15 protein-coding genes are annotated in these 12,210 nt (G+C 68.8%); 10 read left to right on the top strand and 5 right to left on the bottom strand.

Annotated features, from left to right (window positions below):
• From ACEU5R_RS23840 to ACEU5R_RS23825, 4 genes are all read right to left on the bottom strand, one after another.
• On the bottom strand, positions 1-285 hold a 285-nt coding region (locus ACEU5R_RS23840; RefSeq protein ID WP_392412100.1), incomplete at its 3' end, for an FAD-dependent monooxygenase.
• A gap of 56 nt (positions 286-341) precedes the next feature.
• A complete protein-coding gene (locus tag ACEU5R_RS23835; RefSeq protein ID WP_392412098.1) occupies positions 342-1,403 on the bottom strand; it encodes a maleylacetate reductase in 1,062 nt (353 codons plus the stop codon).
• Positions 1,404-1,414: 11 nt separating this feature from the next.
• Positions 1,415-1,717 carry a Dabb family protein gene (locus ACEU5R_RS23830; RefSeq protein WP_103276122.1) on the bottom strand — a complete coding sequence of 101 codons (303 nt, stop codon included), beginning with the start codon at positions 1,715-1,717 and terminating at the stop codon, positions 1,415-1,417.
• Positions 1,714-2,598 (bottom strand): intradiol ring-cleavage dioxygenase, encoded by an 885-nt coding sequence (locus ACEU5R_RS23825; RefSeq protein WP_392412097.1) that lies wholly within the window; start codon positions 2,596-2,598, stop codon positions 1,714-1,716. Before ACEU5R_RS23825 ends, ACEU5R_RS23830 begins: the two co-directional genes overlap by 4 nt.
• 118 nt (positions 2,599-2,716) lie before the next feature.
• Between ACEU5R_RS23825 and ACEU5R_RS23820 the strand changes: the two genes are divergently transcribed.
• The 6 genes from ACEU5R_RS23820 to ACEU5R_RS23795 all read left to right on the top strand — a co-directional run bounded on the left by ACEU5R_RS23820 (position 2,717) and on the right by ACEU5R_RS23795 (position 8,625).
• Entirely contained in the window at positions 2,717-3,640 is a 924-nt protein-coding gene (locus tag ACEU5R_RS23820; protein WP_103276124.1) for a LysR family transcriptional regulator, read from the top strand.
• A gap of 178 nt (positions 3,641-3,818) precedes the next feature.
• Positions 3,819-4,727 carry a transporter gene (locus ACEU5R_RS23815; protein WP_392412095.1) on the top strand — a complete coding sequence of 303 codons (909 nt, stop codon included), beginning with the start codon at positions 3,819-3,821 and terminating at the stop codon, positions 4,725-4,727.
• Positions 4,728-4,854: 127 nt separating this feature from the next.
• On the top strand, positions 4,855-5,766 hold the full coding sequence (locus ACEU5R_RS23810) for a DUF4261 domain-containing protein (RefSeq protein ID WP_392412092.1): 912 nt from the start codon (positions 4,855-4,857) through the stop codon (positions 5,764-5,766).
• A gap of 80 nt (positions 5,767-5,846) precedes the next feature.
• Positions 5,847-6,353, top strand: coding sequence for a hypothetical protein (locus ACEU5R_RS23805; protein WP_392412091.1), 507 nt, complete (start codon positions 5,847-5,849; stop codon positions 6,351-6,353).
• 30 nt (positions 6,354-6,383) lie between these two features.
• Positions 6,384-7,271, top strand: coding sequence for a LysR family transcriptional regulator (locus ACEU5R_RS23800; protein ID WP_392412089.1), 888 nt, complete (start codon positions 6,384-6,386; stop codon positions 7,269-7,271).
• A gap of 148 nt (positions 7,272-7,419) precedes the next feature.
• A complete protein-coding gene (locus tag ACEU5R_RS23795) occupies positions 7,420-8,625 on the top strand; it encodes an MFS transporter (protein WP_392412087.1) in 1,206 nt (401 codons plus the stop codon).
• 17 nt (positions 8,626-8,642) lie between these two features.
• Here the strand turns inward: ACEU5R_RS23795 and ACEU5R_RS23790 are convergent, their stop codons facing one another.
• On the bottom strand, positions 8,643-9,134 hold the full coding sequence (locus ACEU5R_RS23790; RefSeq protein ID WP_392412085.1) for a winged helix-turn-helix transcriptional regulator: 492 nt from the start codon (positions 9,132-9,134) through the stop codon (positions 8,643-8,645).
• A 156-nt stretch (positions 9,135-9,290) separates the two neighbouring features.
• Here ACEU5R_RS23790 and ACEU5R_RS23785 point away from each other — a divergent pair, with 156 nt between their 5' ends.
• The 4 genes from ACEU5R_RS23785 (at position 9,291) to ACEU5R_RS23770 (ending at position 12,208) form a co-directional block, all read left to right on the top strand.
• Positions 9,291-10,085, top strand: a complete 795-nt coding sequence (locus ACEU5R_RS23785) for an SDR family NAD(P)-dependent oxidoreductase (RefSeq protein ID WP_392412083.1) — start codon at positions 9,291-9,293, stop codon at positions 10,083-10,085.
• A 38-nt stretch (positions 10,086-10,123) separates the two neighbouring features.
• Complete coding sequence (locus ACEU5R_RS23780) at positions 10,124-10,540, top strand: tautomerase family protein (protein ID WP_103276132.1); 417 nt, start codon at positions 10,124-10,126, stop codon at positions 10,538-10,540.
• A 213-nt stretch (positions 10,541-10,753) separates the two neighbouring features.
• Positions 10,754-11,440 carry an NUDIX hydrolase gene (locus ACEU5R_RS23775; RefSeq protein WP_392412081.1) on the top strand — a complete coding sequence of 229 codons (687 nt, stop codon included), beginning with the start codon at positions 10,754-10,756 and terminating at the stop codon, positions 11,438-11,440.
• Positions 11,441-11,584: 144 nt separating this feature from the next.
• Positions 11,585-12,208: an FMN-dependent NADH-azoreductase gene (locus ACEU5R_RS23770; RefSeq protein WP_392412079.1), complete on the top strand. Its 624-nt coding sequence runs from the start codon at positions 11,585-11,587 to the stop codon at positions 12,206-12,208.
• Positions 12,209-12,210 lie beyond the last annotated feature (2 nt).

Here is a 12,210-nt window from a genome sequence, read left to right as displayed (position 1 = left end):
AAGATCACCGGCCGCGTCGCTATAGTGATAGGTGTCGACCGCGTTGGCGCTGCGCAGCGCCCGCTGGATCTCGCCGCTGGCCTGCACGATGCGCGCGGTCTCGCCATCGATATGCGTGAGCCTGGGCAGGCCATAGGGCGTGGGCCAGCGCTCGATGACCACCACGCGATAACCCGCGCGTCCCAGCATCGAGGCCGCGACCAGGCCGGTGGGTCCGTATCCGACCACCGCCACGTCGTAGCGCGCGGCCTCGTCCGCGCCATGCGCCTGTTGTTCTGACGTCATTTCCGTCTCCTTGATTGTCTGTGTTGTTGTCTCCCGCCATTCGCGCGGGATCGTGTTCAGTATTCGCGCGGCGGCGCCCCGTCGAAGGCATCCTGCAGCAGCGCGCGCAACGCGCCGCGCTCGACCGGACGCGGATTCCGATACGGATTCGCGACGGCGAGGTCGGCGGCCCGGTCCAGGTCGGCCATGCGCATGCCGATGTCGGCCAGCGACAGCGGCGCGCCCACGGCGCGCGCAAAGGCGTGCATGCCGCGCGCCGCGTCCTCGGCGCCGAGCGCGCGCGCGATCCGGCGCATCGCCTCGGGCGCGGCGGCCGCGTTATAGGCCAGCGCGTGCGGCAGGATGATGGCGTGCGTCTGCGCATGCGGCAGGTTGAAGCTGCCGCCCAGCGTGTGGCAAAGCTTGTGATGCAGCGCCATGCCCACATTGCCCAGCACCGTGCCGCACAGCCAGGCGCCGTACAGCGCGTCGCCGCGCGCGCGCGGATCGGCGGCGTCGCGCCGCAGGCCCGGCAGGCCGCGCGCCAGCGCGGCGATGCCTTCCTCGGCCATCAGGCTCATCACCGGATTGGCATCCGCCGCGTACAGGCCCTCGGCCGCGTGCGCCATGGCATTGATGCCACTGGCCACCGACAGGTCCACCGGCAGGCTCAACGACAGCTGCGGGTCGTACAAGACCGTCCGGGGAAGCACGCGCGGATCGGTGCCCGTGCGTTTGAGGCCGTTCTCGGTCACGCCGTAGATCGGCGTCATTTCGCTGCCCGCATAGGTGGTCGGGATGGCCAGGATGGGCAGGCTGCTTTCCAGCGCGATCGCCTTGCCCAGCCCGACCGTGGAGCCGCCGCCCACGGCGACGGCGCAATCCGCGCCGCGCGAGCGGGCGAACTCGCGCGCGTCCCGCGCCACTTCGATCGGCACGTGCATCGCCGCCCGGTCGTAGACGCCGACGGCGCGCGCGCCCAGCCGCTCGGCGACCGATTCGGCCACGGCGCGCTGCTCCGGCGTGCACAGCACCAGCGCGCGCTGCGCGCCCAGCGCCTGCACTTCGTCTTCCAGATGGCGCAGGCTGCCCGCGCCGAAGATCACGCGCGCGGGGCGCGCCTGATAGATGAATTCCATGATTCCCCCCGTCACCGCGTGACGTAGTCCACCTGGTGGCGCGCGATCCGCAGGCCCGCCAGTTCCTCGCGCACCCGCGCATGCGCCGGGTGCTCCGCATAGGCGCGCAGCGCCTCGTCCGATTCGAAGTCCGCCACCAGCACCAGGTCGCAGGCATAGTCCACGCCGCTGACGTCGGCGCCGATCTCGACCCGCGTCATGCCCGGAATGCGGCCACGCAGCCCCTCGAAGGCCGCCTGCACGCGCCGGCGCGCCTCGCTCCGCTCGTCGGCGCTGCGGCCCGCCACTTTCCACATCACGACGTGCCGGATCATGCCGACGGCCTTTTGGGGTTCAGCACGAAGTCATAGTCCAGCGTGTAGTACGGCGCGTCCAGGCGCGAGCCGTCCGGCGCCAGGCCCGCGGGATGCCGGACCCAGTCGGCGACCAACGTAGAACGCACGCCGAACACCGCGTCGGATTCCAGATAGGGATCGCCGTCGCGGAACACATGCGTGATCAGCGTCTCGCAGCCCGGCGCCTGGATCATGAAATGCAGATGCGCGGGCCGCCACGGATGCCGGCCCAGCGCGGACAGCAACGCGCCGACCGGACCATCGTGGGGGATCGGATAGGGTTCGGCCAGTATCGAGCGGAAGGCATAGCGCCCTTGCGCGTCCGTGCGCAGCTTGCCGCGCGCGCGGTGCGTGATGCTGCCGTCGGCCGCCGGCGGCGACTGCACGTCATAGTGGCCGTCCTGATCGGCCTGCCAGACTTCCATCAGGGCATGGGCCACGGGCTTTCCGTCCACATCCAGCACCCGGCCGCGCACGAAGCAGGGCTCGCCTGGGGCGCCATTGGCGATGTCCGCGTCGCATGCGTACTCCGGACTGCCCTCGACATAGAACGGGCCGAACACCGTCGCCTCGGTACAGCCCGCCGGCTTGGCATGGTTCTGCGCCGTGACCAGCGTCGACAGGCCGAGCACGTCCGACAGCAGGATGAATTCCTGACGCTGGTCATCGGTGATGTGGCCCACGCCCGTCAGGAAGCCGATGGCGGCCTGCCATTCGGCTTCGCTCAGGCGGACCTCGCGGGCGAAGGAATGCAGATGCTGGACCAGACTTGTGAAGACGGTCCGCAACCGCTCGTCGCGGCAACCGCCGAGCGACGCGATCACGGCCTGCGTGATCGTGTCTTCGTTGAGATTGCGCATAGGGGTAGTCTCCGGATGTAGTTCTGCGATAGGTTGCGATAACATTAATTCCGTCTCGCCAAGGAAAAAAGACAGGTTTGCGGAGTTTTGTTCTCCGCTACGCGGAGAAATCACCAGCATGGACAGATGGGCCCAGATCGAGTTCTTCATCCAGGTCGCGGAACTGGGCAGCCTGTCCAAGGCCGCCGAACGGCTGGGCATGTCCAGCGCGGCGGCCAGCCGATGCCTGAACGCGCTGGAAGAACGCCTGTCGGCGCGGCTGGTCGAGCGCACCACGCGACGCCTGTGGCTGACCGACGTGGGCCGCGAATACCACCGGCGCTGCGTCGCCATCATGGGCGAGATGGCGGAAGCCGACGCCGCCGTCAACGCCGCCACGCTCAATCCCAGCGGCACGCTGCGCGTGACCGCATCCGTGTCCTTCGCCTCGATCTACATCGCGCCCGCGCTGCCGGAATTCCACAAGCGCTATCCCAACCTGGACGTGCAGATCGTGGCCGCGAACCGCTATCCGGATTTCATCGAGGCCGGCATCGACGTGGCCATCCGCACGCGCGAGCATGAAGGCGATTCCAGCATCACCGTGCGCAAGCTGGCCGAGACGCGGCGCGTGCTGGCCGCCTCGCCCGGCTACCTGGCCAAGCGCGGCGCGCCCGCCACGCCGGACGCGCTGTGCCAGCACGACCTGCTGGTCTACAACCTGGCCAACGATCCCTATGTGCTGCATTTCCAGCGCGGCGCGCGGACGCAGTCGGTGCCCATCAAGAGCGTGCTCGACGCCAACGAAGGACAGGTGATCCGCGCGGCGGCGCTGGCCGGGCTGGGCATCCTGATCCAGCCTCTGTACATCATTCACGCCGACATCGTCGCCGGCAAGCTGGTGCCGGTGCTGGCCGACTGGCGCCTGCCCGCGCTCACCATCAACATCGCCTACCAAAGCCGGCGCCATCAGCCGGCGAAGATCCGCGTGTTCACGGAGTTCCTGATGGAACGCTTCGAACGGCTGGGCTTTGCCCGCAAGTGGAACGAGATCGCGCGCTGACGCCGGCCAGGCCACAGCGCCAACAACTCCTTCGCCACGCGAAGAACTGTTCTTCCCCCCACGGACTTTTTCCACTCCAGACACACGGCCACCATTGCGTCTGCCGAAAAAGGCGGGCTCCGCGCCCGCGTTTCGGCAACCACGACAACGCAAAAAAACAACCTGGTCTGGAGACGCCATGACATACCCCATCACGCGCCGGCTCGGCGCCGGCCTGCTCGCCTGCGCGGCCGCCAGCCTCGCCCACGCCACCGAGAACGGACAGATCAGCTATCCGGTCGGCGTCAACACGGTGCTCAATGGCCTGCTGCCGCCGCCGGGCGCCACGCAGTTCTTCAATTACTCGATCTATTATTCCGCCGACAGATTCGCCGGTCCGCACGGCGGCAGCGCCGTTCCCGGCTTTCGCCTGGACGTGGTGGCGGAGACGCCGCGCATCGTGCACACCTGGGAGCGTGGCCTGGGGCCCTTCACGATTTCCAGCAGCGCGATCGTCCCGATCCAGCGCGCGCGCCTGTCCACGCCAGCCGGAACCGGAGCCAGGACCGCGCTGGGCGACGTGATACTGGAGCCGTTCATGCTGGGCTATGCCAGTCCTGCAAAGGACTTCCACGCCTTCTTCTCGCCCTCGTTCGCCGTGCCCACCGGCGCCTATTCGTCCAGCCGGATCGCCAATACCGGCCTGAACACATATGCCTTCCTGCCGTACCTGAGCATGAGCTGGCTTCCAAGCCCGCAATGGGAAGTCTCCGCCACGACGCTGATCGAAGCCAACACGCGCAACCGCGCGACCGGCTACCAGTCCGGTTCGGTCGCCGTGCTGGACTACCTGGTGGGCTACGCCGTCAGCCCGCGCCTGCAGCTGGGCGTGCAGGGCACATTGCTCAAGCAGTTCACAGACGACAGGAAGGACGGCGTCAAGGTCGGCGCGGACGGCTTTCGCGGCCAGGCGGCGGGCATTGGTCCGCAGCTGCGCTACATGTGGGGGCCGGCGTCCGGTATCGCCGTGAAGTACCAGCATGAGTTTGCGGTACGCAACCGGCCGCAGGGCGGCAAGCTGTGGGTGCAGTTCAGCTTTCCGATCTGAGCGCCCGGCGACCGCCCCGGCGCAGCATATGGACGTCAGGCGTCATGAATTGAAACGAATACGCAACCCGTCCCGCGAGGCGGGTTGCTAGCATCCTGGCTTTCCGTTCACTTGACGCATCCCGCCCATGAGCATCATTTCGCGTTTCTTCGGCCGCAAGGAACCGGCCGCCGACCAACCCAACGCCGAACCCGCCGCGCTGGTTTCCAATCCCGATCAGAAGGACGGCATGAGCCTGCAAGTCGCCTTCGCCGGCCCGCTACCGAACCAGGCCGATGCGCTCACGCGCGCCCTGCAGGCCTATCACCCGTCCATGGCCGACGCGCGCGCCGAACTCGATACAGGCGGCGACCATTGGCTGGGCCTGGCGGGCTGGGGCGAGCATGTGGTCCGCATGGTCGGCTTCAACGCGCCGCTGCCCGAGGCCACGGTCGAGGTCTGCGTGGCGCCGGCGCACTACCCCGCCGAGGTCAAGGCCGAGGTGCGCGCGCACGCCAGCCATGTGCTGCTGTACTACACCGGCCACGATGCAGATCCGCTGGAGCAATACGTGGCCGTGGCCGCGGTGGCGGGCGCGCTGGCCGAGGCCGGCGGCGTCGCCGTCATGAACGAGCATGCCCACACGTCGCTGCCGGCCGGCGTGTTCACGCGCGCCTCGCTCGGCGACGAGAGCCTGGAGCTGCTGCGCTCGCTGCCGCTGACCATGCTGTACTGCGGCTTCGTGAAGTACGAGGTGGAAGGCACCGAAGGCGTGTGGATGCGGACCTACGGCGCCGACCGCTTCGGCCTGCCCGACTTCGCCGCGCTGGCCGAGGGGCATCACCAGGGCGAGTTCTACTCGAACATCTTCAACAACATCATGGCCTATCTGCTTCAGAGCGGCGCCGAGATGGACGCCGGCCACACCATGCAGATCGGCGAGAACGCCTACCTGAAACTGCGCGAGCCCGACGAGCCCGAGTACTTCCTGCAAGGGCCGGGCCGCACGCTGGTCGCGGAGATCATCGCCGAGGACCAGATCAACCGGCCGGACGCCTGAACGCGACCGCGCCCGGCCTGCCGCGCCGGCCGGGCGAGCCCGTGTACTATCACCGCCGGATGACTTCAGGATGGACACCGATGGAACTGACCCTGCCCGGCAAGCTGCACAAGGCGCTGGAACGCGAGGCCCAGGATGCCAAGCGCACGCTCCACGCGCACCTGGTCCGCAAGCTCGAGAACGTCACGCCTCCGATCGACACGATCGACCCTCGCCCCCTGCATGCCAACCTGCCACGCCTGGCGGCGTATCTGGACCGCGTGCCCGGCGTGCGCGTGCTGTCCTCCGAAGTCACCCCCGACGCCTACTGGTGGGTCAAGCTCACCATCGACATCGCCGATCCGCTGGCATGGCGCGTGGTGCAGGAACTGGGCTTCGTGCTGAATGACCTGTCGCTGCAGGACAAGCTGCCCACGGTGTTCAAGCCGGTCTCGCCGCCGCCGTATCTCAATGGCGGCCCCGGGGAATGCCTGGCCTGGGTGATCGAATCCAGCTGGAACTACATCGATCCCGGCTGGATCGCCGACACGCTGGAAGGCTATCTGCCCCGCCCGGTGGACCAGCCCGGATCCTGGTCGGCGCAATAGACGCTGACGGCAGGCGACGCGGCAATCGCGATGAACCAGCTCCTGGCAATGCGCGCCTTCCTGCGCGTGGTGGAAACCGGCACCTTCGGCCATGCCGCGGACCAGCTAGGCGTGCCGCGCTCAACGGTCAGCAAGCTGATCGCCGACCTGGAAGCGCATCTGGGCGTGCAGCTGATGCACCGGACCACGCGCCGGCTTTCCGTCACGGCGGAAGGCCAGGAGTATTACCAATCCGCCGCGCGCCTGGTGGTCGAGCTGGACGCGGCCGACGGCGCGGTGCGAGGCCGCAAGCTCAAGCCGCACGGCCATGTGCGCATCGACGCGCCGACCTCCTTCGCCAATTGCCTGCTGATACCGGCGCTGCCGGACTTCCATCAGCAGTACCCCGACGTGACACTGGCCATCGGCATCGACGACCGGCCCGTCAACATCGTGGGCGAAGGCGTGGACTGCGCCATCCGCGCGGGCGAGCTGCGCGATCTGGGCCTGGTGGCGCGGCGCATCGCCGAGTTCGGCTATGTGACCTGCGCGTCGCCCGCCTACCTGAACCGCAAGAGCATCCCCGGGTCGCCCGCTGGCCTGGCGCAAGGACATGCGCTGATCGGCCATTTCTCGGCGGCCACCGGCAAGCTGCAGCCGCTGCTGTTCGAACGCGACGGCGAACGCCATGAAGCCGGCGACTGCGCGTTCTCCGTCAACAACGGCGATGGGCTGACGCGCCTGCTGCTGGCAGGCCTGGGCATCGGACAGCACCTGCGCCCCTTCGTGCAGCGCAGCCTGGACGCGGGCGAACTGGTGGAGATCCTGCCCGACTGGACGCGGCCCGCCGCCGCGTTCCATGCGGTCTATCCGCCCAACCGGCATCCCAGCGCGCGGCTGCGCGTCTTCCTCGACTGGCTCGCCAGCCGGTTCGGCTGAGAGGCGCGCTCGCTGCGCGCTCCGCCGGCCGCGCGCACTATCCATGGACGTGGATGATCCTTCCACGGGCGGCGCTTTTTCCGCATGGGCGGGGCCGATAGAGTGGGCGAACGGTGCCTGTGCGCCGCCCACCCGATACGGAACCTCCATGAACGACAACGCCCAGCCCGCCGTCCGCGCCAGGAAACCCTGGCCGGCGGTGTTTTCCATCGCCGTCAGCAGCTTCAGCCTGGTCAGCGCGGAGTTCCTGCCCGTGGGCCTGCTCAACGCGATGGCCGCCGACCTGGGCATCTCCGTCGGCACGGCGGGCCTGCTGGTGGCGGCGTCCGGCCTGCTGGCGGCAATATCGGCGCCCGCCCTGACCATCCTGGCGGGGCAGCGCGACCGCCGGCAGGTGCTGCTCGCGCTCAGCCTGCTGCTGACCCTGTCGAACCTGCTGTCCATGACGGCCACGGGCCTGCCGGCCATGCTGGCCGCGCGCGTGCTGCTCGGCATCGCAGTGGGCGGCTTCTGGAGCCTGGGCGCCAGCACGGCCAACCGACTGGCGCCGGCCGGATCGGAAGCCCGAGCCACATCGGTGGTCTACGCCGGCATCTCGGTCGGCATCGTGCTCGGCGTGCCGCTGGGCACGCTGATCGGCCAGGAACTGGGCTGGCGCAATGCGTTCGCGGCCGCCAGCGTCGTCTCGGCGCTGGCCTATGCGGTCCAGTATGTCAGCCTGCCCACCGTGACGCAGGCGATGCGCATCAGCGCCCGCCAGCTGTTCCGCCTGGCGGCGCGGCCGGCGATCATGCAGGCGCTGCTCATCACCGTGCTGGCCAAGGGCACGCAGTTCGCGACCTACACCTACGTCGAACCCTATCTGTCCGACGTGACGGCCGCGAGCGGCTATTTCATTACCCTGGCCCTGCTGGTGTATGGCGGCGCCGGCGTCATCGGCAGCCTGCTGGGCGGCATGGGCGCCGACCGTACGCTGCGCGGCACGCTGGCCGTGGTGCTGGCCGCCGCGACCTCGGCGCTCGCGCTGCTCTGCGTGGCCGGTTCGTCCTCCGCCGTGGCGCTGTTCTGCCTGCTGGTCTGGGGCGCGGCGTTCGGCGCCCTGCCGCTATGCCTGCAGCTGTGGATCATGCGGCTGGCGGGCGACGAGCTGGAAGGCGGCGCGGCCCTGTTCGTGACCTGCGTGCAGAGTTCGATCGCGATCGGTTCCGCCCTGGGCGGCCAGCTGGTCAATCACTACGGCGCGGCCGCGGACATGGGCGCCGGCGCGGCGCTGTTCCTGGCGTCGCTGGCGTTCGCCTGGCGCGCCATGGCCGCGCCCGCCATGCGCGGCCGCGTCCCCGCCGGCGCGGACTGATCAGGCCGGCGCGCCGTCTATTCCTTCCGCCTGGCCAGGCGCCAGCGCATCAGGTCATCCGCGCCGGGGCCGGCCTCCACCCTCAGATCCTGGTAGGGCACCGGCGCGCCGCTGCCCTCGTCCACCAATCCCAGCCGCACGCGCCCGCCGGTCTGCGCGCTGACGATGCACAGCGGCGGCTCCTCGGACTCCTGCGCCCGCCATTTGTCGCCGACCTGGACCAGCGCCTGCAGCACCAGCGCCACGTCCAGGCCCTTGGCCGTGGGCAGGTATTCGTAGCGTTCCGGCGCGCTCTGGTACAGCGAGCGCTCGATCAGGCCGTTCTGCTCCAGCTGCTTCAAACGGTCGGCCAGCGTCGCGTTGGTGATGCCGGTGGACCGGCGCAGATCGTCGTAGCGCCGCAGGCCCAGCACCAGATCCCGCAGGACCAGCATGGCCCAGCGGTCGCCCACGGCGTCCAGCACCATGGCGATGGAGCAGGCCATGCCTTCAAAACTCTTGGCGCGCATCGTTTTCCCTTCATGTCGTATGGCAATCGCCGCCAGTATCGCAACCGCGCTGGAATCGCTCAAGTGCCTGGCGGCAGGCCGTCACTTTACAACTTCAATAATTGAAGTCAATAATTGCACTTAAAACCTCGCCACCACGATTCAAAGGAGATCCCCATGAACATCGAAGCAGGCACCGCGCTGGTGACCGGCGCCTCGTCCGGCATCGGCGCCGCCTACGCCCGCCAACTGGCGGCGCGCGGCCATGACCTGATCCTGAGCGCGCGCCGCCAGGACCGCCTCGACGCGCTGGCGCAGCAGCTGCGCGCGGCCCATGGATGCAAGGTCGAGGTCTGGCCCGCCGATCTCGCCAACCCGCAAGACCTGCTCCGGCTGGAAGAGGCGCTGTCGACCAGGGAAGACATCGCCATGCTGGTGAACTGCGCCGGCCTGGGCGCGCTGGGACCGGGCGCGACGGCCGACACGGATGCCGTCGACCGGATGGTCAAGGTGAACGTGCTGGCGCTGACCCGGCTGTCCCTGGCGGCCGCCCGCGCCTTCGCGCGGCGCCAGCGCGGCGTCATCGTCAATATCGGTTCGATCCTGGCCCTGATGCCGGTGCCCGGCGCGTCCGGCTACAGCGCCTCCAAGGCCTATGTGCTGAATTTCAGCCGCGCGCTGCAGGCCGAGCTGGAGCCGGCCGGCGTCACCGTGCAGGCGGTGATGCCCGGCATGGTCCGCTCCGAGTTCTTCGGCGGCAAGCCCGCGCCCTTTCCCGACCACCTGTTCATGGAGGCCGACACGCTGGTCGCCACGGCGCTGCGCGCGCTCGACCAGGGCGAGCGGGTCTGCTTTCCCACCCTGTCCGATCCGGCCGGCTGGAGCGGCCTGGAAGCGGCGCGCGGCGCGCTGGTCAAGGCGCTGACACACAGCGGCGAGCCGGCCGCGCGCTACGGCGTGGCCTCGGCCTGACGTTCCCATCCCCCAACCACACCCGCAGGAGCATCCCCATGCCGCTCTGGAAAATCTACCACCCCGAAAACGCCTTCTCCGACGACGACAAGCAGGCCATCGCCGAACGCGTCACCGCCCTCTACACCGACCTGCCGAAGTTCTATGTCGGCCTGGTGTTCCAGCCCGTGCCCAAAGCGTCCTTTTTCATCGGCGGGCAACGCGCCGACGATTTCGTGCGCATCTCGGTCGACCATATCGCCCGGCAGATACACGAGGACGAGATAAAACGGCGCTTCCTGGGCGCCGTGGGCAGGCTGCTGGCGCCCTATATCGCCGAGCGCGGACTGCGCTGGGAAATCCACATCGACGAGACGCCGTTCAGCCTGTGGACCATCCAGGACCAGCGCCCGCCCGTGCCCGGCACGCCCGAGAGCGAGCGATGGCGCGAGCAGAACCGGCCTGTCCCGGCATAAGCGGCGCGCTCACAGCCCCAGGCGCAAGTCGGGAAAAACGCGGCGCAGCAGCGCCGCGACGCGGACGCCCCGCTTTCCCCGCCTGTATTCGAGCCACGGCGAACCCGCGCGCGGGCCTATACTCAAGCGCAGCCCTGCGCGGTCCTCGGCGCTCCCGGCCCAAGCCGGCGCCGGTTCGGATCCGCGGGCCCGGCCTCAACGCGGGAGGACAGCGTGAAACGCGACGACAAAGCCTGGAATGCCAGCCATCCGATCACGGCAATGCCGACCGGCGGCGACCGCTCCCTTCCCGTCCTGCAAGCCATCGCGCGCGGCGTGGCGGACCTGCGCATCCCGGCGTCGACGGACTGGCCCGCCGCCCAACAACATCTGACGGACCTGGACGGGCACTGGAAACTCTCCGCCGTGCTGGTGGCGATCGTGACGCGGCGCGAGCCGACCATCCTGCTCACCAAGCGTTCGTCGGGCCTGAGCGAATACTCATCCCATGTCAGCTTCCCCGGCGGACGCCCGATGGCATCCGACGGCAGCGTGGGCGAGACCGCGCTGCGCGAGGCATTCGAGGAAATCCGCCTGGCCCCCGATGCGGTCCGGCTGCTGGGCTGCCTGCCCTTGCACCGGACCCGCAAGCGCAATCACGCCATCTTCCCGGTGATCGGCATCGTGCCCGACACGGCCGCCTGGGAAGCGGCGCCCGCCGAAGTCGCGGAGATCTTCGAATTCCCGTTCAGCGCGCTGCTGGATCCCGCGCTGCCCCGGCAGTACGCCGACGGAGAGCGCTCGGGCGCCTGGTACTGGGCCGGGCAGCAGCAGGACATCTGGGGCGTCACCGCCGTCATGCTGAAATCGCTGGCGGCGCTCGCGCTGGCCGCAAAGCACGGCGGCCAGCGCGGCGACTGACCATCACGCCAATCCGATCTGTTGCCATGCGACGCGCAAGCGGAATACACTGCGCTATATGATTGCAATTGCAACAATTAAACACTCCGTCGTAGCGCGCCACCAGCGTCCCGACGGCACACCGTCCGATCCAGATCCAACGCCATGCGTTTATTGCATATCGTCTCTTCCCCGCGCGGCCCGCAGTCCGCCTCCATCGCGATCGCCCATGCATTCCTGGACGCCTGCGCCCAAACGCACGCCACGCTCGAAATCGATACGCTCAACGTCTGGGAAGAGGACCTTCCCGAATTCGACAGCCGCACCATCGGCGCGAAGTACAAGCGCGTGTCCGGGACGCCGCTGGACGCGGACGAGGCGTCGGCCTGGGAGCGGATCGAGTCGCTGGCGCGGCGTTTCCAACAGGCAGACCGGATCGTGCTGGGCGTGCCGATGTGGAACTTCGGCTTTCCGTACAAGCTCAAGCAGCTGATCGACCTGGCGAGCCAGCGCAACATGCTGTTCACGTTCGACGGCCAGTCCTATGGGCCCCTGCTGAACATTCCGCGGGCCTTGCTCGTCTGCGCTCGCGGCCAAAGCCATGATCCCGGCGCGGGCGCCGGCAGCCCCGGCTTCGAGCACCAGGCCGCCTATCTGGAGTTCTGGCTGAAGTTCATCGGCGTGGGCGAGGTCCGCCGTGTCATGGCCGAACACACCTGGGACGCCGGCGCGCCGCAAGCCATCGAGCGGGCCAAGGCGCAGGCGGTCGAAATGGCCCGGGATTTCTAGCG

Source organism: Achromobacter sp. 413638, assembly GCF_043119405.1.
GTDB lineage: Bacteria > Pseudomonadota > Gammaproteobacteria > Burkholderiales > Burkholderiaceae_B > Achromobacter.
Note: the sequence above shows the minus strand (reverse complement) of the source record. Positions and strands in the feature narration are given on the sequence as shown.

What these genes read in the sequence shown, in the direction of transcription:
- ACEU5R_RS23800 (WP_392412089.1), top strand. Translation starts at nt 6,384, where the DNA reads ATGAACCAGCTCCTGGCAATGCGCGCCTTCCTGCGCGTGGTGGAAACC.
- ACEU5R_RS23825 (WP_392412097.1), bottom strand. Translation starts at nt 2,598, where the DNA reads ATGCGCAATCTCAACGAAGACACGATCACGCAGGCCGTGATCGCGTCG.
- ACEU5R_RS23780 (WP_103276132.1), top strand. Translation starts at nt 10,124, where the DNA reads ATGCCGCTCTGGAAAATCTACCACCCCGAAAACGCCTTCTCCGACGAC.
- ACEU5R_RS23805 (WP_392412091.1), top strand. Translation starts at nt 5,847, where the DNA reads ATGGAACTGACCCTGCCCGGCAAGCTGCACAAGGCGCTGGAACGCGAG.
- ACEU5R_RS23820 (WP_103276124.1), top strand. Translation starts at nt 2,717, where the DNA reads ATGGACAGATGGGCCCAGATCGAGTTCTTCATCCAGGTCGCGGAACTG.
- ACEU5R_RS23790 (WP_392412085.1), bottom strand. Translation starts at nt 9,134, where the DNA reads ATGCGCGCCAAGAGTTTTGAAGGCATGGCCTGCTCCATCGCCATGGTG.
- ACEU5R_RS23830 (WP_103276122.1), bottom strand. Translation starts at nt 1,717, where the DNA reads ATGATCCGGCACGTCGTGATGTGGAAAGTGGCGGGCCGCAGCGCCGAC.
- ACEU5R_RS23770 (WP_392412079.1), top strand. Translation starts at nt 11,585, where the DNA reads ATGCGTTTATTGCATATCGTCTCTTCCCCGCGCGGCCCGCAGTCCGCC.
- ACEU5R_RS23810 (WP_392412092.1), top strand. Translation starts at nt 4,855, where the DNA reads ATGAGCATCATTTCGCGTTTCTTCGGCCGCAAGGAACCGGCCGCCGAC.
- ACEU5R_RS23785 (WP_392412083.1), top strand. Translation starts at nt 9,291, where the DNA reads ATGAACATCGAAGCAGGCACCGCGCTGGTGACCGGCGCCTCGTCCGGC.
- ACEU5R_RS23815 (WP_392412095.1), top strand. Translation starts at nt 3,819, where the DNA reads ATGACATACCCCATCACGCGCCGGCTCGGCGCCGGCCTGCTCGCCTGC.
- ACEU5R_RS23795 (WP_392412087.1), top strand. Translation starts at nt 7,420, where the DNA reads ATGAACGACAACGCCCAGCCCGCCGTCCGCGCCAGGAAACCCTGGCCG.
- ACEU5R_RS23835 (WP_392412098.1), bottom strand. Translation starts at nt 1,403, where the DNA reads ATGGAATTCATCTATCAGGCGCGCCCCGCGCGCGTGATCTTCGGCGCG.